General features: G+C 47.3%; 20 protein-coding genes and 1 riboswitch. Of the genes, 13 read left to right on the top strand and 7 right to left on the bottom strand.

Features of this window, described 5'->3' with window-relative positions:
• Positions 1-127: 127 nt before the first annotated feature.
• The 4 genes from ACTHPG_RS27810 to ACTHPG_RS27825 form a co-directional block, all read right to left on the bottom strand.
• Positions 128-622 (bottom strand): GNAT family N-acetyltransferase, encoded by a 495-nt coding sequence (locus tag ACTHPG_RS27810; RefSeq protein WP_440392512.1) that lies wholly within the window; start codon positions 620-622, stop codon positions 128-130.
• Between the two features lie 355 nt (positions 623-977).
• The gene (locus tag ACTHPG_RS27815) at positions 978-1,448 is read right to left on the bottom strand and encodes a C40 family peptidase (RefSeq protein WP_440392513.1); all 471 of its coding nucleotides are present in this window, start codon (positions 1,446-1,448) and stop codon (positions 978-980) included.
• A gap of 3 nt (positions 1,449-1,451) precedes the next feature.
• Positions 1,452-1,589, bottom strand: a riboswitch (cyclic di-AMP (ydaO/yuaA leader).
• Positions 1,590-1,834: 245 nt separating this feature from the next.
• Positions 1,835-2,686: a hypothetical protein gene (locus ACTHPG_RS27820; protein WP_440392514.1), complete on the bottom strand. Its 852-nt coding sequence runs from the start codon at positions 2,684-2,686 to the stop codon at positions 1,835-1,837.
• Between the two features lie 10 nt (positions 2,687-2,696).
• The gene (locus tag ACTHPG_RS27825; protein WP_440392515.1) at positions 2,697-4,688 is read right to left on the bottom strand and encodes a M1 family metallopeptidase; all 1,992 of its coding nucleotides are present in this window, start codon (positions 4,686-4,688) and stop codon (positions 2,697-2,699) included.
• Between the two features lie 101 nt (positions 4,689-4,789).
• On the opposite strand from ACTHPG_RS27825, the gene ACTHPG_RS27830 reads away from it, so the two are divergent.
• Positions 4,790-5,293, top strand: a complete 504-nt coding sequence (locus tag ACTHPG_RS27830) for a YwhD family protein (protein ID WP_278297427.1) — start codon at positions 4,790-4,792, stop codon at positions 5,291-5,293.
• Between the two features lie 196 nt (positions 5,294-5,489).
• Here ACTHPG_RS27830 and ACTHPG_RS27835 read toward each other — a convergent pair whose 3' ends face one another.
• Positions 5,490-7,568, bottom strand: a complete 2,079-nt coding sequence (locus ACTHPG_RS27835; protein ID WP_440392516.1) for a transglycosylase domain-containing protein — start codon at positions 7,566-7,568, stop codon at positions 5,490-5,492.
• 413 nt (positions 7,569-7,981) lie between these two features.
• Here ACTHPG_RS27835 and speE point away from each other — a divergent pair, with 413 nt between their 5' ends.
• Both speE and speB read left to right on the top strand, forming a co-directional pair.
• The gene (speE, locus tag ACTHPG_RS27840) at positions 7,982-8,809 is read left to right on the top strand and encodes a polyamine aminopropyltransferase (RefSeq protein WP_017691306.1); all 828 of its coding nucleotides are present in this window, start codon (positions 7,982-7,984) and stop codon (positions 8,807-8,809) included.
• Between the two features lie 14 nt (positions 8,810-8,823).
• On the top strand, positions 8,824-9,693 hold the full coding sequence (gene speB / locus ACTHPG_RS27845) for an agmatinase (RefSeq protein WP_440392517.1): 870 nt from the start codon (positions 8,824-8,826) through the stop codon (positions 9,691-9,693).
• 427 nt (positions 9,694-10,120) lie between these two features.
• Here speB and ACTHPG_RS27850 read toward each other — a convergent pair whose 3' ends face one another.
• Positions 10,121-10,252, bottom strand: coding sequence for a hypothetical protein (locus ACTHPG_RS27850; RefSeq protein WP_017691304.1), 132 nt, complete (start codon positions 10,250-10,252; stop codon positions 10,121-10,123).
• A gap of 269 nt (positions 10,253-10,521) precedes the next feature.
• On the opposite strand from ACTHPG_RS27850, the gene ACTHPG_RS27855 reads away from it, so the two are divergent.
• The 5 genes from ACTHPG_RS27855 (at position 10,522) to argS (ending at position 16,046) form a co-directional block, all read left to right on the top strand.
• Positions 10,522-11,709, top strand: coding sequence for a WD40/YVTN/BNR-like repeat-containing protein (locus tag ACTHPG_RS27855; RefSeq protein ID WP_440392518.1), 1,188 nt, complete (start codon positions 10,522-10,524; stop codon positions 11,707-11,709).
• A gap of 219 nt (positions 11,710-11,928) precedes the next feature.
• Positions 11,929-13,410, top strand: coding sequence for an alpha-N-arabinofuranosidase (locus ACTHPG_RS27860; RefSeq protein ID WP_440392519.1), 1,482 nt, complete (start codon positions 11,929-11,931; stop codon positions 13,408-13,410).
• Positions 13,410-13,679, top strand: a complete 270-nt coding sequence (locus ACTHPG_RS27865) for a DUF6171 family protein (protein ID WP_440392520.1) — start codon at positions 13,410-13,412, stop codon at positions 13,677-13,679. Before ACTHPG_RS27860 ends, ACTHPG_RS27865 begins: the two co-directional genes overlap by 1 nt.
• A 265-nt stretch (positions 13,680-13,944) precedes the next feature.
• Positions 13,945-14,370, top strand: a complete 426-nt coding sequence (locus ACTHPG_RS27870) for a DUF1934 domain-containing protein (protein ID WP_440392521.1) — start codon at positions 13,945-13,947, stop codon at positions 14,368-14,370.
• Positions 14,367-16,046, top strand: a complete 1,680-nt coding sequence (gene argS, locus ACTHPG_RS27875) for an arginine--tRNA ligase (protein ID WP_440392522.1) — start codon at positions 14,367-14,369, stop codon at positions 16,044-16,046. Before ACTHPG_RS27870 ends, argS begins: the two co-directional genes overlap by 4 nt.
• Before the next feature lie 287 nt (positions 16,047-16,333).
• On the opposite strand, the gene ACTHPG_RS27880 is transcribed toward argS, so the two are convergent.
• Positions 16,334-17,488, bottom strand: coding sequence for a S8 family peptidase (locus ACTHPG_RS27880; RefSeq protein WP_440392523.1), 1,155 nt, complete (start codon positions 17,486-17,488; stop codon positions 16,334-16,336).
• A 461-nt stretch (positions 17,489-17,949) separates the two neighbouring features.
• Here ACTHPG_RS27880 and rpoE point away from each other — a divergent pair, with 461 nt between their 5' ends.
• The 5 genes from rpoE (at position 17,950) to ACTHPG_RS27905 (ending at position 23,704) form a co-directional block, all read left to right on the top strand.
• Positions 17,950-18,519 carry a DNA-directed RNA polymerase subunit delta gene (gene rpoE, locus ACTHPG_RS27885; RefSeq protein ID WP_440392524.1) on the top strand — a complete coding sequence of 190 codons (570 nt, stop codon included), beginning with the start codon at positions 17,950-17,952 and terminating at the stop codon, positions 18,517-18,519.
• Between the two features lie 452 nt (positions 18,520-18,971).
• On the top strand, positions 18,972-20,576 hold the full coding sequence (locus tag ACTHPG_RS27890; protein WP_278297416.1) for a CTP synthase: 1,605 nt from the start codon (positions 18,972-18,974) through the stop codon (positions 20,574-20,576).
• Between the two features lie 224 nt (positions 20,577-20,800).
• Positions 20,801-21,187 (top strand): response regulator, encoded by a 387-nt coding sequence (locus ACTHPG_RS27895; protein ID WP_278297415.1) that lies wholly within the window; start codon positions 20,801-20,803, stop codon positions 21,185-21,187.
• Positions 21,188-21,447: 260 nt separating this feature from the next.
• Positions 21,448-22,302: a class II fructose-1,6-bisphosphate aldolase gene (gene fba / locus ACTHPG_RS27900; protein ID WP_091039193.1), complete on the top strand. Its 855-nt coding sequence runs from the start codon at positions 21,448-21,450 to the stop codon at positions 22,300-22,302.
• A gap of 148 nt (positions 22,303-22,450) precedes the next feature.
• Positions 22,451-23,704 carry a UDP-N-acetylglucosamine 1-carboxyvinyltransferase gene (locus ACTHPG_RS27905; RefSeq protein ID WP_440392525.1) on the top strand — a complete coding sequence of 418 codons (1,254 nt, stop codon included), beginning with the start codon at positions 22,451-22,453 and terminating at the stop codon, positions 23,702-23,704.
• Positions 23,705-23,958: the final 254 nt, after the last annotated feature.

Here is a 23,958-nt window from a genome sequence, read left to right on the forward strand (position 1 = left end):
AGATCATCTAACCTGAAACTATCCATATCATTATAACGGAACCTGTACTGACATCATAGCATTTTGTGGGAATTTTTTGAACTAATCACATAACAAGGGGCAGAAGTTGTTTTTTTTGCAATAGATTCTAACCACGTGGCCCTTCATAGACCATGCAGTGGAAGGGCATCAAGCCGCTCGGAGTCTGTCGTTCGTATGTATCCTGCGTGACAAATCCACTCTTCAGATAGACTTGAATGGCACGAGTGTTCCAAGTGAGCACTTCCAGATCAATCTCATTCGTGGGATTTCGGCGAATAGCTTCCTGTACAATGGCCGTGACAAAGGCTGTCCCTTGACCCTGTCCGCAAAGCTCTGGATGCATCCCGAGGCCAATCCGGGTTACCCCTTGAAGTGGGAAGTATTGAGCAAATCCACTTATACGATCATTCTGATCCAGGACGATCGCATATTGCTCCTGCCGCAGTTGTGCATCTCCGAATTCCACTTCCAGCGCTTTCATCTGCTCCCAGGGGAGCCAGCTATAGATATTGTAAGGCGGATCATACTGCCAACTGCAGATGAGCTCCGCATGTTCTTCTTGCATCGGTACAACATGAAACGTCACAGGGGCTTCCTTCATACGTCTGCATGCTCCTTTCCTTGACACAGAACTCTTAGTTCACTCTACAAAAGAGATATTGATTTGGCAAGTTTCCCTTTACCAGAAAAAATATGAAACAAAAGTTCCGGTAATTCCGTTTATATTATAACAGGGTGGGTAAAAACATCATAAGGGCACGGACGAACGAACGCAAAATGAACCTGTTAATGTGGCAGGATATACCCCGAGTGTAACTTGCAACATGAATCAGGATGGAAGCACAAAAAAACCGCCGGATACATTCCTGCGGAGAATGTACCGGGCGGTTCTGTTATGCTTCTTGTTTCGTTCCAGTATGGTTCATGGTTACAGTATCATGTTGCTCAGCTTGTCCCTAGTCAAGGGCCAGTGATTCATACGCGTCCGTGCTCATAATCCGTTTAGCGCCAACATAACGATTGGCCCAATAACTTTCACTCAATGCACTGATCGTAACGCCTTTGGAAGAAGAGGAGTGTGCGAACTTTCCATCCCCTACAAAGATTCCTACATGTGATACGCCTTTACCTGTAGTATTAAAGAATACCAGATCGCCAGCTCTCATTTCCATGCGGGATACGGAATCACCCATGTCGAATTGGGAACTCGATTGGCGTGCCAAATCAATCCCCAATTTGTCGAATACATACCGTGTAAATCCGGAGCAGTCAAAGCCGTTAAGCGTTGTTCCCCCACTTTTGTATGTAGTTCCCATTGCTGAATCAATTACTTTATCCATTTTTGAATCTGCGAATGCGCTACCTGCACCAAGCGATAATGCGAATGTGATGCTAAGTACAGCTGCGGTTAATTTCTTCTTGAACAAGAGATATTCCCCTTCCAACGCCTGCGAGGTTAGCTTAAGGATTCGGTTGAAGGTCCCCTATGATCCCTCTGTAGCAAGATCAATTCACCCATAACTGGTTCCCCCGCTTCCCAGGTGCCAGGAATTTGGCTATGCTAGTTATGCACCTGCGAAATCAAGAAATGACGATTTAATTTTAAGTAGTTACAAATATGAATGTAAAGATTACAAAGTTGTTACTAAAAACTCACTGCGATTATTGTAACAGAGGAGTGCGGCTTTGGCAACGTTTAGCAAAAAAATTAGCAAAAAAAACCTCGACCTTTGACGGGAAAAGGTTGAGGTTTGCCTATTTATAAGTACATATTAGGCCATGAGTTTAACATGTGATGGTAACAATTTTTAAACTATCTGCTCTCACCTTTGGCTATTTTGGACTGCCATAATCGGAAATGGCTGCATATTTTCCACAGACTCAATAAACATCTGGCTAGTGGATACGTCTGTTGTAGTATAAGTCCGGTAAGCCCCGTTAATAACCATGATGCTGAAGTGAATGCCCCGAAGACGAGCAGATGAATTCCGCCCAGCAGGAGTGCAATGCCGATTACGGCGAAGAGATGACGCAGTGCAATCCAGAGTGCCATGAGAGTACCGTGAGCCCCGCCTTCTCCTTCAGGTGCCGAGACACCGAACTGCATGTAGAGCAGGGCATGGTGGATCACCCAACCATATACAATCCAGGCAGCAACATAAGGTATACCAGGCACAAGTAATTGAAGGGAATGGAATCCATCCATGAGGATCGAGTAGAGCTTCGGTATGAGCCAATAGGCGGGCAGAAGTATCAATAATGTACGTATGGTGTGGAGCAGCAGCATCGGTTTCCACAGAATTTTGATTCCGCGGACGAATGGGATACGCTCCTCTGTAGAATTAAAGTGCTGAAGGGAGTAGAGCAGTCCGGCCTGAATGAGGGGGCTGATCAACATGCGAATTAGCAGCATGCCCCCCAGGATCCATAGATAACGATGAACCTCCGGATGGGTAGACAGGTTAAGTTGGCTTTCCATTTTGAACAAAAGTGTACTCAGCTCCCCGGCATCAGGATCTGGATAGCGCAGGAGAAGTGGGATGACCGCCGATTGTACGATTCGATAGAAGAAATATCCCCAAATGAGTTGATAAAGAAATAAGAGTGACGCAATGAACATATGCTGACGGACGAGAAACCAGCCTTCACGTATTTTCGCTTTCACCGTTTCCACCTCACCATGACAGACCTCCGAATATGGCTTCTATTAGTTTGGTTACACTCATGCTCCAGCGGGACTTCGTCTGCTCATCCAGTCCGGATTTCAGGAAATTGTTCATATGGCGGTTCTCCAGCACGATCGTGTACAGGGGATCGGTCATGGCCCAGGTTACGGGGGATGTGTGCGTTAATTTATAAGTAATGCGATCTTCTTTGCCATCCCATTGCTTGGTGAGGGTGTGTCCGTCTTCAAAAGCAATTCGAACAGGAACCGCGTTGTAATCACTACCTTTTTTTGCGATCGTCACGGATGACTCGTACAATGTTTGGCCGTCTTTCTGTACAGGCGTAACACGAATCTTCTCTACAGCAAAGTCAGCCATCCCGTTACCATAGACGTATTGATCAAAATAATCAGACCAGGAAGTGCGGGTCACTTGTTCCACAACGTTCTGAAAATCAGCCGAAGTGGGATGTTTGAAGCGGTACTTCTTCACATAGGTAGAGAGAATGCGTTCCATCTTTTTTGTGCCGACTTGATGTTCAATACCCAGCAATACAAGCTTGCCGCGTGTGTAAACATTGGCAGCATACTCATTCTGTGAATCGAACTTCCAGGATTCCTGTGTCAAAGACGAAGGAGACGTAATCAGGCCTGATTGTACCGGCAGATTCGGAATCAACCCGTATTCCTGCTCCATTAATTTGTCTTCTGCATAAGAGGTGAATCCCTCATCCAGCCAGGCTTCCTCGAATTCGTTGCTGGCAACCATGCCATAGAAATACTGGTGTCCGATCTCATGGACTACGGTACGTTCCAGGTCATAACCTGGAGTAGTATCATCGGCTCCAAAGGCTGTAACCAGCGTAGGGTATTCCATACCTCCAGCACCGTTCCCCGCTTTGGGTGGAACAACGATGGATAAGGTAGCGTAAGGATATGGGCCAAACCATTTGCTATAATTGGCTAGTGCGGCTTTAGCGGCGTAGAAATAACGTTCTTTCAAATCCTGATGAGCAGGATCCAGATATAACTTGATTCGTACACCGGGCACATTGGGTGCAGAAAAGGGTTCCTCGGCGTAGACAAAATCCGGTGAAGCTGCCCAGGCGAAATCATGCACATCATCAGCATAGAATTGATAGACCTTTTCTCCGTTCTTCACCACAGCTTGTTGTGTCGGAAATCCGGTAGCAGCAACTTTGTATGTTTCAGGCACCCGAATACGCACACTATATATACCGAAGTCGGCGTAAAACTCTGAATTGCCATGGTATTGATGCAGATTCCAGCCCTCCGTTGTCCGTCCGCGTCTGCCCACAGGCTCATATGCACTTAATTTGGGGAACCATTGACCTGCCATGACAAAATCATCGGCAGTTCCCATCCGGGCGAAAATTTTCGGCAGATTCACCACAAATCGGGTATGGATTGTAATGCTTTCCCCGCCTTTGACGGGTTTGGGCAAGCGTACTTTAATGAGTGTGGTGTCCTTGATGTTTCCGTCATCTGGTTGCACATACTGCATCCGGTGCAGCAGAGAGAGCCCGTCCTCCGTTTTCATTTCGGTAATGTTCATCGAGCCATAACCATTGGTAGGCATGACATCACCCCGAAGTTTTCCACCGGATTCCTTCATAAAGGTGGTGTCAGCAGAAGAGAAGGCGTTGGGATACATATGAAGGTAAAGTTCGCTGACGGTTTTTTTACCTGGGTGTGTCCAGGTAATCGTCTGAGTTCCTTCCAGTACGTTCCCTTCGACCAGTTTTACATCCATGTGATATTCCACAACACGGTTGCTGTACACTTCGGCAGTGGGGGTCTGTACACTTTCTGGAGGTGCTGGCGTTGGGGCTTTTGCCTTGGGCTTGCCCGATTCCGGGGCAAGTGTTGGCAATTCGGAATGAGTTGAGTGAGTATAACCCAGAGTGATCCATATCCCTCCGGCCAGCACACACAGGGCCAGGGATGCGGTGAGCCAGCTCTTGGCGCGTCGTGGAATCATCGATAAATACCTCCCGTTGACAAGCATCTACAGCATGTATATGTTTGCAATGGGCCAATTATTAGTTAAAATATTTGTATCAACCCTTGGAGGCTATAAACATGGACCAAAACGAGCAAAACGGCAAAAAACAGATTGCCTTGAATATCGTTAGTGCAAAAAGCAAACATAAAGGCTTCGGTGCAGGCTCCATTGATCTGAATAACCTTTCTCCGGTCATTATTGATAATGGCGAAGCCAAAATTGATATTGGTGCGATGCATGCGAAGAGTAAAGTGGAGCGCAATATCAAGTTCTCGACGAATCGTGAGGATGTACCCAACGGACGCCAGGTATGGCTGGTGTGGGTAGCTGTGGATCGCACGGAGCAGGGGCAACTGTATGGTGGAGCAACGGCATGTGAGATGTGGATCGATACAGAAGCAAGACGTGGATGGAAACTGCTGGCTGAACATGTGAATCGCATGGATTATGCCATGAAGCGCCGTTTCATGCTGGATGAGCTGGGGCCTGAAGATAAGGCTGCTCTCAAAACGCTGCTGATCTCGCATAACGAAGAATGGTGGAACGCTTCTCCAGATGAATTGAAAGAAGCACTCGCCTAAGGCAGAACATTCAACAAAATATATAAAAAAAGCAAAAGGCCCCTTGACCGGAAAGTTCGGTTTGGGGTTCTTTTGCTTTTGCATTAACCATATTCATTAACCTGAATAATTATGAGTTTTCATCCGGAGTGAATTTCCAAACGCTCAATATACAAAGTGGTCATGGGTGACGCAATTAAGTCATCGTGCATTTGCGTCATTCTACCCACCAACGTTTGAAATCACCCCACCAGGAATGTTTCTCTTCCTGTATGCCTTGTTGATTCTGTACCCGACGGGCCTTCTCATCCTCTCCAGAATCCGAATCATCCGTCGTGCCATGACACACCTCTGTCGGTTCAGTGCCATCAATAAAAACTTCCAGCCGTTTCTCTTTACAACCGTTGCCTGCCAGCTTGCCGGATTCCGGGTCGATATAGACACTTACGACATGATCAGGCACGGTGAAAATTTTGGGTGGTACACTCGCAAGTGCTTGCTCTGTGAACTGGGCAAAGATTGGTGCAGCCCGGCGGCCATCCGAAGTCGAGATGGCTTTGCCTTGGTCGTACCCAACCCATACGGCGGTAGAGAGCTCCGGTGTGAATCCAACGAGCCAGGCATCCGTATTGGTCGTGCCTGTCTTTCCGGCGACCGGACGTTTGATCGCGGCTGATACCCGGTTACCCGTTCCCCCATTTTCAAACACACTTTCCATCAAACGCGTTAGTACATAAGCTGCCGCAGGCTCCACTACGGTCTCAGCTTTGGTTTGAGGCGACTCATAGAGTACGCGTCCTGCTGCATCCGTCACTTGCAGAATGGCGACAGGTGGCGTCCGTTGTCCACCAGCAGCAATGACGGAAAAGGCAGACGCCATCTCCAGCGGGCTAACGGGTGAGGTTCCCAGTGCAAGAGAGGGCACGGCGCTCAGGTTGCTTGTAATGCCGAGGCTTTTCGCCATACTCACCACTTGCTCAGGACCGATCTGCATAATGGTGTTCACTGCGTAGATATTGTCTGAAGCGGCGATCGCCTGCCTAAGATCAATTTCACCCAGATACTTGTCTCCGAAATTGCCAGGTTTATAGGTTTTGCGGTCATTATCATAATGAAACAGGGTAGGTTCACTGTTGAACATGGATGCACTGGTAAGCTGCTTGGACTCCAGGGCTGCCAGATACATAATGGGTTTAAACGCCGAACCTGGCTGGCGTGTGGTCGCCAGTACATGGTTAATCTGGTTGGTGCGGTAATTCTTGCCGCCCACCATGGCTTTAATGTAGCCCGTCCGAGGGTCGATGGACACCAGAGCTGTCTCCAGCTCACTTTTGGCATCCATACCCTTCGCTATGGCGTCTTCAGCAGCTTTTTGTACACGCAGATCCAGAGTGGTGTAGATATTCAATCCCCCATGATCCAGCATCGCTTCACTGATTCCCAGTTCTTTGATGGCCAGATTACGGATATAGTCGCGGAAATACGGAGCACTTTCCACCGTTTTACGTTCGCTTTCCGGTTTGAATGCAAGCATTTGCTCATAAGCTTTATCTGCTTCGGTTTGGGTAATCTTGCCGATATCAGCCATCGCATTCAGCACAATCTTCTGCCGGTCTTTGGCATTTTTCATATGGTTATAGGGTGAATAGTAGGTCGGTCCTTTCGGGATGCCTGCCAGCATGGCGCTTTCTGCGAGATCCAGCTGTTTGGCTGATTTGCCAAAATACATTCGCGAAGCTGCTTCGATTCCGTACGCACCGTGCCCATAATAGATTTCATTCAGATACATCTGCAAAATTTCATCCTTGCTGTATTTCATCTCCAATTGTGCAGTGTACATGGCTTCCTTGGCTTTGCGGGTCCATGTTTTCTCATGAGATAGATATAGGTTACGAGCCAGTTGTTGAGTCAACGTACTCGCGCCTTGTGACATCTGCATATGTTCAAGGTTAACGAGCACAGCTCGTCCCATCCCTTGAACGTCAAAACCGTAATGATTATAGAATTTGCGATCCTCTACAGCCAGAGTGGCGTTAACGAGATCCGGAGCGATATCCTCCAGTTGAACGGGAACCGAGTCTTTGCCACCTGCGGAGAATGTAGCGATCACTTCACCTTGACTGTCCAGCAATCGTGAATTCCGGTCAGAGTCTGCGAGGGGCAGGCTTGTTGCGTATAGGTACACCAATCCTGCAGCGGTGGCAAGCATAGCCAGCACGGCGAGCAGAGAAAGGTTTTTAATGAATTTACGTACACGGAACCCGCGTTTGCGGGTCTTTTGATTTGGCTTGGTCATGGAACGGGCTCCTCTCTTTTCTTCCAGTATGGGACTTCATTGGCAGGGATATTCAATCGGGTGCATAAGCAAACAAAATGTAGCATTTTCGCCCGGAAAAACCGTTTTGCAGTATAAACGTCAATCGCGTATAATGCAAAAGGGTAATGAAAAGGTAAGATTCGGCACAAGATACTAAAGCGCGTAAGGACGAACAGACGAATGGTCATTGATTCATTGATTAGTCAGACGCTCTGCACGCTCTGGTCAATTTAATCTATATAATGAAGTGAACCGCGGACCTTTCCCGCAGGCCGGCAATCATAACGCGATATGTCGCCGAACGCTGGACGTGCTTGGGCGAACCGATTATAGTGCACCGCGCTTTGTCGGGTATGGCTGATCATTAACTTTACGGAAAGAAGGTAGAGATTATGGAATTGTGGTTTACGGAGAAACAGACCCCGGTATTCGGGATCACCGCGAAGATTAAGCAGACCTATGTTACAGAGAAAACGGATTTTCAAGATTTGGCCATGGTAGAAACCGAGGAATTCGGTAACATGTTGCTTCTTGATGGCATGGTGATGACGACCGTAAAAGACGAATTCGTATATCACGAAATGGCGGCACATCCTGCGCTGAACACTCACCCGAATCCAAAAAAAGTTCTGGTTGTCGGTGGCGGCGATGGCGGAGTCATTCGTGAAGTGATTAAGCATGCTGCTGTAGAAAAAGCAGTTCTCGTCGAAATCGACGGTAAAGTCATCGAATACTCCAAAAAATATTTGCCTGAAATCGCCGGCAAGTTGGACGAGCCTAATGTTGAAGTGCTCGTAAACGACGGCTACATGCATATTATTGAACATAAAAATGAATACGATGTGATCATCGTAGACTCTACAGAGCCTGTAGGTCCGGCCGCTCCATTGTTTGAGCGAGGTTTCTATCAAGGCATCTACGAAGCGTTAAAAGAAGACGGAATCTTCGTTGCCCAAACGGACAATCCTTGGTTCAAGGCGGATCTGATCCAGAAGGTGAACAAAGACGTCAAAGAAATCTTCCCGATCGTACATGTGTACGGCTGTAATATTCCAACCTATCCAAGTGGTTTGTGGACATTCACCATGGGGAGCAAGAAACATGACCCGCTCGAAGTGGATGAGACTCAAATCCCGGAGATGGATACCAAGTATTACTCTCCGCGTCTGCACAAAGCAGCATTTGTACTTCCTAAATTCGTGGAAGATTTAACGAAATAAAGGGGAAATCATTAATGAAACTGGATCAAGCTTATTCAGGAAACGTATTTATTTGCAGCTCTGAGGATTATGAGAACTCGAAAGCAGTTATCTATGGTATGCCGATGGATTACACCGTCAGCTTCCGCCCGGGTTCCCGTTTCGGCCCATCTCATATCCGTCAGGCATCGGTTGGACTTGAAGAGTACAGCCCGTATCTCGACAAAAGCATTGTAGACATGACGTACTTTGACGCTGGAGACCTGCTTTTGCCTTTCGGTAACGCGGGACGCAGCCTTGAGGTAATTCATGAATACATCGGAAGTCTGCTTGCTGACGACAAATTCCCAGTTGGTCTCGGTGGTGAGCATCTGGTTACTTGGCCAGTCATCCAACAGATGTACAAGAAATACCCGGATCTTATCCTGATTCATATTGATGCACACGCTGACCTTCGTGAAAACTATGAAGGCGAGCCATTGTCCCACTCCACACCAGTGCGTAAAGCAGCTGAGTTGATGGGTGGCCAAAACATCTATCAGTTCGGTATCCGTTCCGGTTCCCGTGAGGAGTTCCAGTATGGTCGCGAGAACATCAACTTCTATCCATTTGAAGTGGCAGTTCCGATGAAGGAAGCTCTTCCGAAGATGGGCAACCGTCCGGTGTATGTGACCATCGACATCGATGTGCTTGATCCGTCAGCAGCACCAGGAACAGGTACAGCAGAGGCGGGCGGTATTACGTCCAAGGAACTGCTTGAAGCCATTCATATGATCGCGGGATCTGATGTAAATGTAGTTGGTTGTGACTTGGTTGAAGTTGCACCAATCTATGATCCGACACAACAGACACAGATTGTAGCTGCGAAGCTGATTCGTGAAATGCTGCTTGGATTCGTGAAGTAATTACAGAATAATGATAGACATAACGCTCTCTGTCTGCGCCGTTTCTAATTAGCGCAGGGGAGGGCGTTTTTTTATCGTTCATGTTAACTATGTCCTCAACTATTCCGACTTAAAGAACGGACTGGATAATAGAACTAAAACGATTCTGCCAAACGAAATTACGAAGTTAAATTAAGTTAACTTAACTTAACTTAATTTAACTTCTGTGCAGAGCTATGCTATACTGACTACATAAGTATTCAGTAGTATATTAATTGATATATTACATTCGTGAAGTATATGGTGATCGGGTTCGACCATATACTAAAAAAGAGTCTTCACCGCGCCAACGGCAAAGACTCTTAGGACCCGAAAGGCTGTGGACTGCCACGGCGCGCATGAATTAAATACTGTTATTCAAGCGAAACCCACCGTCAGGCGATCAACCTTATGAGGTGGGTTTTCGCTTGCTACGAAACTTTTTGCGCAACCAACGGTAAAGCTTTCGTCCGCTCAGCACAATACTGAGGATCGCAGCAATCCATCGGATCACATCAAGCAACGCCACAAGTTTGACCATCGACGTCACCCCCTCTCGGGAAGCTACGCCGTGATCTGAAAAACATCCACCGTAATTCAAAAGTCCATAATATAGATTATAGCACGTATGTTCCTATGCCTCTACCATATAACTTAGAGTGCACACCATTTAGTGAAGAACCACCCTTGCCCACATGATCCAATCATGGGTAAAGTGGTTTTTTTCTTGCGAAATTGTCATCGAAATGCACCCGGATTGTTACGTTACAACCATCAACTTTGGGTAAAACCATAGAAGGAGGTGTTACGATGACAACCAAGAGTACAATGACATGGAAACGGATTGGTGCACTCGCATTATCGTTAATGCTGGCTTGGGGGATGGGACCGGTACATACGCTATCAGGCGCTAACGCTGCATCCTCAAAGGCATGTGGAAAGGGAGATCACGGACTAGCTACTACACTGAAAAAAGGTAGCGGTATGGAAGAGCAACACCTGCAATTTACAGACATTGATTTTCTTAATGATACGACTGGACGAGCTGGGGGTGAAGGCTTCCTGATTGGCACCTCGAATGCAGGATGTACGTGGCAGTCCATATATACCGGGCAGTGGCAATTTACACAGCTTGATTTTCCGAATAATGTGAATGGATATGCTTTGGCACAAGTGAAAAATTCACCCCAAACCTATCTGATCCGTACCCATGATGGGGGATCGCATTGGACGCGTCTCGATACGCCGGGCATTCAATTCAAGGTAATCGATTTTCGCAACAAAGATGTAGGTTATGGTTACACCTATAATGGTGCATATCAGACGAAGGATGGAGGGGTAACCTGGAACAAATTGAATACGCCCGCCAACACGCGTGCAGCTGCCTTTGCGACAGAGAAGCAAGGGTATGCCGTCGTGGTTGTACCCGGATCAGGATATCATTTAAAGCAAACGAGTGATGGCGGCAAGAACTGGACAACCTCTCTTCGAGTTGTCTCAGGCACATGGAGTGGAGCGGATCTGTATGCACATGGTCAGCAAGTATGGGCCCTTCTGTATGGTGACACAGGCATGTCCCAACAATCGTACTCCCTCTATGCGAGCGGTAATCAAGGCAAGAACTGGACCCAAGTATTTGCGCAATCGACAGCAGGAGGAGGACCTGCACCCGGGACAAACAGTACTGGCAAAGGAACCGGACCAGCCAACCCGGGGGGGCATCCCGGAAACATGGCGTTGATTGGTAATCAGACAGCTTATCTGTCTGCAGGTTCACCAGCAGCTGGCAAAGTGGGTATTGGACGTTCTTATGATACGGGTTCCACGTGGAAAAACGTTGACTTGAACGATCCGGGGTACAGTTCCCGTATTTCTTTCCTATCGGCCAAAACGGGTTGGCTCGTCGTAACAAGTGATAATTCACCTGCGATCTATCAGACTACAGATGGTGGAACAACATGGGCACAAAAAATGTTGTTGCCTTCAGAACAGGATTAAATAGCCTGTTAATCTGAAATAACAACAGAGTAAATCCAAATGGGAAATGAATGATAAATCAATTTGGTATGTCTCTGCATGAATATCTATAATGAACAAGCCTCTTCCTGGCTAATGATGCGGGGAGGGGCTTGTTTGTGTGGAAATAAAAACGGTTGAAACCTGCTTGAAAACAAGTTATTGTAAGCGATAACAATACAATTATTGGAGGTTGAAATCATGGTTGATGTTATTCTAAGGGCAGATTCGGATCAAGGATTAATAAATCGCAATATATACGGTCACTTTTCCGAACATTTGGGACGTTGTATTTACGAGGGGCTGTGGGTAGGAGAAGATTCACCTATCCCGAATACGGATGGGATTCGAAATGATGTATTGACGGCCTTGCAGAAGCTTAATATTCCAGTGCTCCGCTGGCCAGGCGGTTGTTTTGCGGATGAATATCACTGGAAAGATGGTGTGGGTCCGAAGAGTGAGCGTGCTCGGATGATCAATACGCACTGGGGTGGCGTGGAAGAGAACAATCACTTTGGTACGCATGAATTCTTGAGATTATGTGAGCTGCTCGACACGGAGCCATATATCAGTGGCAACCTGGGAAGCGGTACAGTGCAAGAGATGCAGGAATGGGTGGAGTACATTACGTTTGATGGCGAGTCTCCTATGGCGAACTGGCGGAAACAGAATGGCCGGGAAGAACCGTGGAAGCTGAAGTATTTTGGTGTGGGTAATGAGAACTGGGGCTGTGGTGGCAACATGCGTCCAGAATATTATGCGGATGAATATCGTCGTTACGCTACATATGTACGTAATTATTCGGGGAATCAGATTTATAAAATTGCATGTGGCCCGAACGACAGTAACTATGAGTGGATGGAAGTGTTGATGCGGGAAGCTGCCCGTTTCATGGATGGCATCAGTCTTCATTATTATACGATTCCGACAGGTGTGTGGGAAGACAAAGGGAACGCTACCGGTTTTGGAGAGGCTGAATGGTTTACCACGTTGAAGAAAACATTGTTTATGGATGAATTGCTTGTGAAACACTCCGAAATCATGGACAAATATGATCCAGAGGGCAGAGTTGGCATTATTGTGGACGAATGGGGCACGTGGTATAACGTGGAGCCGGGAACCAACCCCGGGTTTCTATATCAACAGAATACGATGCGGGACGCTGTGCTTGCAGCCGTTAACCTGAATATTTTTAATCAACATAATAAACGGGTACAGATGGCTAACCTTGCGCAGATCGTTAATGTGCTTCAATCGCTTGTGCTCACGGAAGGGGACAAAATGCTCCTGACACCTACGTATCATGTGTTTGATATGTATCAGGTGCATATGGATGCGCAGCGACTGGATTTGAATTTTGAAAGCCCCGGGTATACCTTCGGAGAAGACACCATTCCGCAGCTCAGCTTGTCAGCCTCCCGCAACAAGGATGGGGTCGTTCATGTGACAGCTTGTAATCTGAGCCACATGGATGAATTGGAAGTCGTGTGTCAGCTGGACACAGCCCAAGCGGCTAAAGTGTCCGGGCAGATTTTGCATCACGCTGATTTTGGTGCATTTAATACCTTTGAACAGCCGAATCATGTTCAGCCTGTGACGTGGGAGGGACTCACACTGGAGAATAACACTTTGCGTTTTGTTCTTCCTCCAGCATCCGTTGGAGTTATCGCTGTAGAAGGTTAATGATGAAAAGGCAGGAACCTTGCAAAGGTTGCAATGATCAGTATGATGTGAAGATTAGCGATGCCAAGATGGCCAGATTGGTTGAGATTGCTTCACGGTCGCGTCCGACGGTACAGGATGAGGAATATGAGCGGCGGCTATCCATCTGCTCTGTCTGTCCAGGTTTGCAATATGGCACGACTTGTCGGCACTGTGGCTGTCTCGTACAAGTGCGAGCGAAGCTGAGCGAGTCGACTTGTCCTTTTCCTTATGAATCGCAATGGGCCTGATCGGATGAATGAAATTTATTATAATGAAGCAAAAGGGAGTTGCACTTTACAGGTGTGGCTCTTCTTTTTTGGCTTGATGACGAAAAAACTCTGAATTTGGATTTGAATTGAGCGAGGGAACTGGATATAGTTATACAGTAGAGTGTAGGATAGCGAGCTATCCGGGAATATGAGCGCGTATAGCGACACAACAATACGGGAAGGGCTGTTCTCACCGGCCGTGCCTGATTTTGCGTCGCCTCGAATATAATGGAGGTTAACATTCATGTCGAACATGCGACCGGTACACATCCGGCTGCACAGCCGTTATGAAGGTGAAGATGTGCTGCAGGAAATGCAGGGTGAAGCCGTGTTGAAAGGGTCTGTTCTTTATGTTCGTTATGAAGAACCGGAGGTTGGACCCGAGGGAGGCACAACTCGCACCACATTGAAGCTGGGCGGAGAATCCATCAAGATTATACGTCATGGTGAAGTGGAATCGGAGCAGACTTTTGAATTGAATCGGAAGCTTCCTGGTTTCTACCGGTCACCATACATGTCGTTTGCCCTGTCCACGCATACACAGAAGCTGGAACTTTCCATTCAGGGATTGAGCGCACGCGCAGCGTGGAGCTACGACTTTTACCGCTTTGATGAAGAATCCGGACATTTCGCGATTAGTTTGCATATACAGGAGGAACCAATTTCATGACACGTAATCCACTAGATACGATTAACGAACGGGTAAGCACGGCCATCGGCAACGCCATTGTGGCGGCCGGAATTGTTACGCAGGAAGAATTGCCAGCCATCACATTGGAAGTACCGCGTGAGAAGACACACGGAGACCTGGCTACCAATGCTGCCATGCAGCTGACCAAGATTGCCAAGCGCAATCCGCGTCAGATTGCTGAAGAGATCATTGCCAATCTGAATCTGGCTGAAGCAGGCATCGAAAAGGCTGAGATTGCGGGTCCAGGATTCATTAACTTCAAATTGGACAAGCGTTACCTTTATCCAGTGCTTGCACTTGTGCAGGAGCAGGGCAAGGACTACGGAAGAATTAGCATCGGAGAAGGGCGCAAAGTCGAGATGGAGTTCGTCAGTGCCAACCCGACAGGCAGTCTGCATCTGGGTCACGCCCGTGGAGCAGCTGTAGGTGATGCTCTATGTAACATCCTTGACTACGCTGGATATGAAGTAACCCGTGAATACTACATCAATGATGCAGGTAATCAGGTGTTTAATCTGGCGCGTTCCATTGAAGCTCGTTATCTGCAAGAGCTGGGTCAGGATGCCGAGATGCCTGAAGACGGTTATCACGGTGAAGATATTAAAGGATTCGCCAAGCAACTCGTTGCTGAAAAGGGTGATGAATTGCTGTCGATGCATCCGGGTGACCGTGCAGCTTATTTCCGTGACTTTGGACTGGAGAAGGAACTGGACAAGATCAAACGTGACTTGAATCGCTTCCGTGTTAACTTTGACATCTGGTTCAGCGAGACCTCCCTGTATGACAACGGAGAGGTTTTGCGGGTACTGGATGAATTGCGTGACCGCAATGAGATCTATGAGCAAGATGGAGCAACATGGCTGAAAACAATGCAGTATGGTGACGACAAAGAACGTGTGTTGATCAAGAACGATGGCACGTATACTTACCTGACGCCAGATATTGCTTATCACCGTGACAAATATGCGCGTGGATATGACACAATGATCAACATCTGGGGTGCGGATCACCACGGATATATTCCACGGATGAAAGCTGCAATGCAAGCACTCGGTAATGACCCTGAGAAACTGGTGGTCTTGATTGCACAGATGGTGAGCTTGTTCCAGAACGGTGAAAAAGTGAAGATGTCCAAGCGTACAGGTAAAGCTGTAACGATGGAAGATCTGATGGATGAGGTTGGCATTGATGCTATCCGTTACTTCTTCACCATGCGCAGCATGGACTCCCATCTGGACTTTGATATGGACCTTGCGATTTCGACATCCAATGAAAATCCGGTATTCTATGTACAATACGCGCATGCACGTGTATGCAGCGTATACCGTCAGGCTGAAGAACAAGGTATTGAACTGCTGCCACTGGCACAGATCGACCTGTCCAAGCTGACAACAGAGCACGAGTATGACCTTCTTCGCAAAATGGGAGAGCTGCCTGAAGAAATCGCGGCAGCGGCGACAGGGTATGCCCCTCACCGTATCATCCGTTATGTATACGAGCTGGCATCCCTGTTCCATAGCTACTATCGTGCAGAACGTGTCATTACGGAAGACGCGCAGCAAACTCAGGCACGTCTGGCGCTGATCGGTGCTGTGCGTACCGTTATCGCAACGGCGCTTCGTCTGGTAGGCGTAAACGCTCCGGACAAAATGTAAATTCAGGCTCCCGGCATATCGCCGCTCTGCCCAAAGTAAAAAGTCTCCATGCCCACGTTGCGTCATCAACGTGGTATATGGAGACTTTTTTGTTTTGTCCCCAAGCTGAGGACGCCGGCCTGCCTCGGGGACACAGCTTGCCTTGCTCTGCCATGGGTGCAGGCGTACTCCAGAGGCCAGCCGTTACGCAATGCTCCTTCGCGGGTAACGCTTGGGCCGGGCTACTATGTTTCGCCGAGCATCAATTGAGTCCTGCCAACTACAGCGAGACAGAGCAGGATAGCATATCACTCCCCTCCCTCCTGCATTAGCTTCAGGGCGTCGATCTCACCACCACGCACCTTGCTTTTTGCAGTGGTGGTTTTGCGGGCACGCAAAGGGATTGTAGCACGTTTCACGAGTGTCTTGATTTCACTTGGGGATAGCCCTGGATGTTTTGCTAGCAGCAAGGCGATAGCACCACTCACATGGGAGGTCGCCATGGAGGTGCCGCTCATCTCGTGATGCTTGCCTTGTACCCAGGAAGAGACGATCTTATCGCCAGGCGCATAGACATCCACGTATGCACCGCGATTGCTGAAGGACGCAATGCGTCTGTTTTTGTCGGTTGCTCCAACAGATATGGTTTGGGGATAACGTGCTGGATAATCAATACTGCGGCGTTTGCCATCATTTCCTGACGAAGCAACAATGACGATTCCGGCATGGTACGCACGGTTGACAACGTCAAGAAGCGCCTTGCTGCGTGTTTTCATGCCAAAGCTCATATTGATGATATCGACCTTGTTGCGTACACACCAGTCGATGCCGAGCACAATGTCGGATACATAAGCCGATCCGTTGTGGTCAAATGCCTTCACGGGATAGATCAGGGAGCGTGGAGCTACACCAATCATGCCTGCGGTGCTGTTGGCTGCGGCGATCGTTCCCGCAATGTGGGTGCCGTGTCCGTTATCATCATGTGGTAGCAGGCTGCGGTTCAACAGGTTAATGCCGCGTGCCAGGGAATATCGAAGATCAGGATGATGATAATCAGCACCTGTATCAATTACACCGATTTTAATCCGGTGTCCGGTAGACACTGACCATACTTTGGGTGCCCGGATCTGCTTCACTCCCCAGGGTATGCCCTGGGCATTGCTGGGTTTGCTATGGAGTGCGGTGGCATGAAGGGAGATGGGGATGTCTTCTTCAATCGTAATTTCATCCCCATAGCGGTATAAGTCCTCTGGGCGTTGCACTGTAGCAATAATGGAACGAGCTAGTCGCGAAGAGCGGACGGCCCCAAGGTCGGTAAATTCATTTCGCATCCGGGATAATTCCACGAGACAGGCTTCGTACTGCTGCGGTTTGGCAAATCGGATCAAATATCGCCCTCCCTGCTCTGGTTCAGGGCGGCGCATTCCGTCAATCAATTGATGCAATAAACCAGTATAGTCCATAATGGGCAGCCCCCTTCGGGATGAACATGCTGAGGTATTCTATGAATGCGCTGATCCCGCCGCATGGGGAACTTGCCCTTTTTTTATAAAAACACATTCTCTTCGTGTCAAAACGGGCGCAGGGACATATGATGGATGGAGAGCTAGAGGGCTCTTGCGGGGAACCTGGTGAGGAGCAATCCTTCAAGGGTATACAGTCAGAAGGCGGAGGGGACTCCGTCTTTTTTAATATGGAGTTGTCTCTTTGGCAATGATGGATACGTATGAGTTTAATGTCACAACGCGTTGAAGATATTGGATGGATTGGAGCTGCTCTCCGCATTTGCGTCACATCCGTACATAAAGACTTGCTTTTTAACGCTAAATAGGTTTTACTTAGGTTTGTTAATGGATATGTTATATGTAACAGTCCAGTTCGTAGGGGTTATAAAGTGAATTTTGTGTGAGAGGAAGTGTCTGCAGTGAGTACCTCGCTCAATTTGAAAATTGATAAAGAAAAGGTAAGAGAGATCCCTTTGGTGGACCTTGCCTTTATGGTGCTGAAAGCGGCTAATACGCCGTATTACTATCGTGACTTGATGAATGAGGTAGCGAAGCAGCGCGGAATGACTGATGAAGAAATCAACGAGTTTATCGCCCAGCTATATACCGAGATTAATATCGATGGTCGTTTTGCTTGCGTCGGTACAAGTCTGTGGGGCTTGAAGCGCTGGTATCCGGTAGCTGGAACAGAAGATTCCATGACGGGCGCGAAGCGTCCGCGTATCATCAACGATGAAGATGATGATCTGGAAGATGAAGACTTCGGTGAAGAAGAAGATAGCTATAACAGCGATGAAGACTTCGACAGTACGGATAAAGACGAAGATGAAGACGAAGAAGATGAAGACGAAGACGACATCTTTGATGAAGAAGACAGCGAAGAAGAAGTGCTGGTCGAAGATGACGATCTGGAAGATGAAGACCTCGAAGAAGACGATGAAGAGTCCGAAAACGAGGATGAATTTGACGACGATTCTGATAATCGGTAGTCATTTTTGACGTCTATAATTTACCCGTTTCCCCGGAATAGTCAGCCTTGACAGCGGACGGGGTAACGGGTAAACTATTGCATGGGCTTATGAATGAGCGACAATATATTTATGTTTTTTATAGAAGGTGCCCCGTCCTGCGGGAGTACTTTTTTTTGTATTTTTAGAGGCATAATTTTGCAAAATGATTGTTTTCCGTATGCTCCCGGCCAACATTTCGTGGCCCGTTTTTGTATATCAAAAACACGAAATGAAATGAAGGCTACCGGAATATTTGCACCATTTTTTGCTGTAGAACAACGTGTATTTAAACCGTCTTCGCAGAAAGAGCAGTTCGCAGATGCAGGGAATTTCTGCCATTGCTCTTTTTAACGATGATTACCTGGGAAACAGGTTACGATAACACCATATATCGCCTGAATTTCTGTACTTATATTAGGAGGGTAATAACAGTGACAAAGTATATTTTCGTGACAGGCGGAGTTGTGTCCTCCCTGGGCAAAGGGATTACGGCTGCTTCGCTGGGCAGATTGCTGAAAAACAGAGGGCTTAAAGTAACGATCCAAAAATTTGATCCATATATCAATATCGACCCGGGGACAATGAGTCCTTATCAGCACGGCGAGGTTTTTGTAACGGATGATGGCGCGGAAACGGATCTGGACCTTGGCCACTATGAACGTTTTATTGATATCAACCTCTCCAAAAACAGCAACGTCACGACTGGTAAAGTATACTCTTCCGTCATCAGCAAAGAGCGACGCGGGGAATATCTGGGCGGAACGGTACAAGTTATTCCACACATTACGAACGAGATCAAAGAGCGTGTATTCCGCGCTGGACGTGAAGCGGGTTCGGATGTGGTTATTACGGAAATTGGTGGAACAGTGGGCGACATCGAGAGTTTGCCTTTCCTGGAAGCCATTCGTCAGATCAAGAGTGATGTAGGCCGCGACAATGTGATGTACATCCACGTAACACTCATTCCTTATATCAAAGCAGCCGGTGAAGTGAAAACAAAACCAACGCAGCATAGTGTTAAGGAACTGCGCAGCATCGGTATCCAACCGAATGTGATTGTATGCCGTACGGAGTATGAATTGTCTGACGACATGAAAGCCAAGATCGCTCTCTTCTGCGACATTGATGAGAATGCCGTGGTTGAATGTCGCGATGCAGACACCTTGTATCAAGTACCTTTGAACCTGCGTGAAGAAGGTTTGGATGAGATTGTGGTAAATCACCTGAAACTGACTACTCCTGCACCGGATATGAGCGAGTGGGAAGGGCTGGTTGACCGGATTAACAAGCTGGAGCATACGGTTGAGATCGCTATTGTTGGTAAATATGTGGCGCTGCATGATGCTTACCTGAGTGTTGTTGAGTCTTTGTCTCACGCAGGATTTGCATCCAATGCCGATGTCAAAATTCGCTGGGTTCCTTCGGAAGATATTACCGATGAAAATGTAGGCGACCTGTTACATGGTATTGGCGGTATCCTTGTTCCTGGCGGCTTTGGAGATCGTGGTATTGAAGGTAAAGTATCGGCAATCCGTTATGCTCGTGAGAAACAAATTCCGTTCTTCGGTATTTGCCTGGGTATGCAGGTTTCTGTTATTGAATATGCACGTTCCATCGTTGGTTTGAATGGCGCAAACAGCTCCGAGATTAATCCGGCTACCGAATTCCCGGTGATCGATCTGTTGCCTGAGCAAAAAGACATCGAAAATCTGGGTGGTACGATGCGTCTGGGTCTGTATCCTTGTAAGCTTCAGGAAGGTTCTTTGGCAATGGCTTGTTATGATGACGAGCTGGTGTATGAGAGACACCGTCACCGGTATGAGTTCAACAATGAATACCGTGAAACGATCGAAAAAGCAGGACTGGTTATCTCAGGTACATCCCCGGATGGACGTCTGGTTGAGATCGTGGAACTTCCAGGACACCCATGGTTCCTGGCGGTACAATTCCATCCGGAATTCACTTCCCGTCCGAACCGTCCGCAACCATTGTTCCGTGAATTCGTGAAAGCTTCATTGGAGAATGCCAAAAAATAATCATGTTTTAGTGTTCACGTAATAGATATTGGGATGTTCACGGCAACCGTAGCGGTTGCCGGAACATCCCTTTTTTTGCGTAAATAGCGGTGGAAATGCTTTTTGTCATTTTGTAAAGGTAGCAGGATTTTAATGGAAGAGGTAGAATACTTATCATGACGACTATGGGATAGTTATCCAGATTCGATGACGTACATGCTTTCCTAATTCTAGGAGGTTACAGAGTGGAAGATAAAAAAGTTTTGATTGTTGATGACCAGAATGGTATTCGAATCCTGTTAATGGAAGTATTCAGCAGTGAAGGATATAACACGTTTCAAGCACCTAACGGTAAGGTCGCCCTGGAGATTGTAAATAATGACAAGCCTGACTTGGTATTGCTTGATATGAAGATTCCTGGGATGGACGGTCTGGAAATCCTGAAGCATATTAAGGAAATTGATCCGGATATCAAGGTCATCATGATGACTGCTTATGGTGAACTGGACATGATTAAGGAAGCCACGGATCTTGGAGCACTCATGCATTTCACAAAACCGTTTGATATCGACGAGATGCGCGTGGCTGTAAATATGCAACTTCGTAATGGTACTGCCAATAAATGCAGCTGAATCCTGTTGATACAGGATTTTTTTGCGTGTGGAGAACATAGATGGTACGTGGTGGAGGAATGGGGTATTTCACCCCTTCATCCGGGGAATATTGGAAATGGGGAAGTTATAAAGCGTTGTCTATGAAAACTGTGCTGCAAAGCACAGCATTTTTGCAAATGCTTGTTTAGTATTTGACATGGGATGTGGTATAATAAGGCCGTATGTGATTTCGGCTAAAAACCATAGACACAACCCAAACCCCTAGGAGGATTGAAACCATGCCATTAGTATCTATGACAGACATGTTGAACAAAGCACTCGAAGGAAAATATGCAGTTGGTCAATACAACATCAATAACCTTGAGTGGACTCAAGCGATTCTTGGTGCTGCTGAAGAAGAAAAATCCCCAGTAATCCTGGGCGTATCTGAAGGCGCAGCGCGTCACATGGGCGGCTTCTACACTGTAGTTAAAATGGTAGAAGGACTCATTCACGACATGAAAATCTCCGTACCAGTTGCTATTCACCTGGACCACGGTTCAAGCTTCGACAAGTGTAAAGAAGCGATCGATGCTGGATTTACATCCGTTATGATCGACGGTTCCCACCACTCCATCGATGAAAACATCGAAATGACTAAAAAAGTTGTAGAATATGCACACGCTAAAGGCGTTTCTGTAGAAGCTGAAGTAGGTACTGTAGGCGGACAAGAAGACGACGTTATCGGCGGAATCATGTACGCTGACCTGAACGAGTGTATCCGTATCGTTAAAGAAACAGGTATCGACACATTGGCACCTGCTCTTGGTTCTGTACACGGTCCTTACCATGGCGAGCCTAACCTGGGCTTCAAAGAAATGGAAGAAGTTCGTGACGCGGTACAAGTTCCACTCGTATTGCACGGTGGTACAGGTATTCCTAAACACGACATCGACAAAGCCATTTCCCTGGGTACATCCAAAATCAACGTAAACACAGAGAACCAAATTGCTTTCTCCAAAGTGGTTCGTGAAGTGCTTGCAGCTAAACCGGATGCTTACGATCCACGTACATTCATCGTACCAGGCCGTGATGCAATCAAAGAAACCGTTAAAGGTAAAATCCGCGAGTTTGGTTCTAACAACAAAGCGTAATTTATCTTTACCAGTTCCATACTGTGAAAATGGAAAAACACCGCCTAGCCGGTGTCTTTCCATTTTCACACCTTATTTCTACATCGGAAGCCATCAGCACGTATTGCCGTTCATCGGCTGCAAAACACGTAGGGGGACATTAAGCTTTATGGAAAAATTGATGATTAGTGGCGGACGTCCGTTACAGGGAACTGTAACCATAAGCGGCGCCAAGAACAGCGCCATTGCGCTTATTCCTGCAGCATTGCTTGCCGAGTCAGAAGTCGTGTTGGACAACCTGCCGCTTTTGAGTGACGTGGCGGTTTATGCAGAAATTTTGGAGGAACTTGGAGCACGTGTGACTTGGGAAGGCAGTCAGATGAAGATAGACCCTTCTGATATCAAATCCATTCCTATGCCGAATGGTCCCGTGAAGAAGCTTCGCGCTTCGTATTATATGATGGGTGCATTGCTAGGGCGCTTCAAAGAAGCGACTATAGGTTTACCAGGGGGCTGTAATTTTGAGCCTCGTCCAATTGATCAACATATCAAAGGATTCGAAGCGCTTGGCGCAACCGTAACAAACGAACATGGCTCCATTCATTTGCATGCCAAAGAGCTGCGCGGAGCAAAAATCTATCTTGATGTAAGCAGTGTCGGCGCAACCATAAATATCATGCTGGCGGCTACTCGTGCCAAAGGCTCTACAATTATCGAAAACGCGGCTAAAGAGCCTGAGATTATAGATGTAGCAACACTTCTCAATTCCATGGGTGCCAGCATCAAGGGTGCAGGTACCGAAACAATCCGTATTGAAGGGGTCTCGGAGCTGAAAGGCTGCCGTCATTCCATCATTCCGGACCGTATCCAAGCCGGTACGTATATGATCGCTGCAGCGGCAACGCGTGGAGATGTTCTGATTGACAATGTGATTCCCAAACATCTGGAAGCTTTAACGGCAAAGCTGTTGGAGATGGGTGTCGGCATTGAAGAATTGGATGAAAGTATACGTGTTATTGGCAAACCGAACTATAATCATGTCGACGTGAAGGCGCTTGTGTATCCCGGTTTTCCAACGGATCTACAGTCACCAATGACGAGTGTTTTGACACAGGCAATTGGTGTGAGTGTCCTGAGCGACTTTGTATACAGTAATCGGTTCAAGCATGTGCCTGAGTTGGTACGGATGGGCGCAAAGATTCGAGTAGAAGGACGGTCAGCAATTATTGAAGGCAGTGCATTAAATGCGGCCAAAGTAAAAGCATCCGATCTTCGCGCTGGAGCGGCGCTGGTGATAGCAGGTCTCACCGTCAGTGAAGGTGTGACTGAAGTGACTGGAGTCGAATATATCGACCGTGGTTATGATCACCTGGTGACTAATCTGCGCCTGCTCGGTGCAGATGTATGGCGGGAAACTGATTAACAGAAAGCGTTATGCAGAATTCAGCAAGGCACATGTTTATTTTAAGTGAACTGCATATCTTTTTGATGATTAGGCAAACCTGTATTAATAGAGTTCTCAGTCTCTCCGGCATAAGGCGAAATGTTCCTGTTTCCTTTACCGGAGGGTCTTTTTTTGAATTAAACTTCATATGGCTGTAAGAACATCATTTCTCATCCCCAACCCCCCGGTTTTGTTTGAACTGCGCTCCCTAGCCGGTCTATCCCGATTGATCG

Source organism: Paenibacillus sp. SAF-068, from assembly GCF_051967555.1.
In the GTDB taxonomy this organism is placed as follows: Bacteria; Bacillota; Bacilli; order Paenibacillales; family Paenibacillaceae; genus Paenibacillus.

Bases quoted from the DNA above. Each gene is read 5' to 3' on its own strand.
- ACTHPG_RS27810 (WP_440392512.1), bottom strand. From the start codon at position 622: ATGAAGGAAGCCCCTGTGACGTTTCATGTTGTACCGATGCAAGAAGAA.
- ACTHPG_RS27825 (WP_440392515.1), bottom strand. From the start codon at position 4,688: ATGATTCCACGACGCGCCAAGAGCTGGCTCACCGCATCCCTGGCCCTG.
- ACTHPG_RS27830 (WP_278297427.1), top strand. From the start codon at position 4,790: ATGGACCAAAACGAGCAAAACGGCAAAAAACAGATTGCCTTGAATATC.
- ACTHPG_RS27835 (WP_440392516.1), bottom strand. From the start codon at position 7,568: ATGACCAAGCCAAATCAAAAGACCCGCAAACGCGGGTTCCGTGTACGT.
- speE (WP_017691306.1), top strand. From the start codon at position 7,982: ATGGAATTGTGGTTTACGGAGAAACAGACCCCGGTATTCGGGATCACC.
- speB (WP_440392517.1), top strand. From the start codon at position 8,824: ATGAAACTGGATCAAGCTTATTCAGGAAACGTATTTATTTGCAGCTCT.
- ACTHPG_RS27850 (WP_017691304.1), bottom strand. From the start codon at position 10,252: ATGGTCAAACTTGTGGCGTTGCTTGATGTGATCCGATGGATTGCTGCG.
- ACTHPG_RS27855 (WP_440392518.1), top strand. From the start codon at position 10,522: ATGACAACCAAGAGTACAATGACATGGAAACGGATTGGTGCACTCGCA.
- ACTHPG_RS27860 (WP_440392519.1), top strand. From the start codon at position 11,929: ATGGTTGATGTTATTCTAAGGGCAGATTCGGATCAAGGATTAATAAAT.
- ACTHPG_RS27865 (WP_440392520.1), top strand. From the start codon at position 13,410: ATGATGAAAAGGCAGGAACCTTGCAAAGGTTGCAATGATCAGTATGAT.
- ACTHPG_RS27870 (WP_440392521.1), top strand. From the start codon at position 13,945: ATGTCGAACATGCGACCGGTACACATCCGGCTGCACAGCCGTTATGAA.
- argS (WP_440392522.1), top strand. From the start codon at position 14,367: ATGACACGTAATCCACTAGATACGATTAACGAACGGGTAAGCACGGCC.
- ACTHPG_RS27880 (WP_440392523.1), bottom strand. From the start codon at position 17,488: ATGGACTATACTGGTTTATTGCATCAATTGATTGACGGAATGCGCCGC.
- fba (WP_091039193.1), top strand. From the start codon at position 21,448: ATGCCATTAGTATCTATGACAGACATGTTGAACAAAGCACTCGAAGGA.
- ACTHPG_RS27905 (WP_440392525.1), top strand. From the start codon at position 22,451: ATGGAAAAATTGATGATTAGTGGCGGACGTCCGTTACAGGGAACTGTA.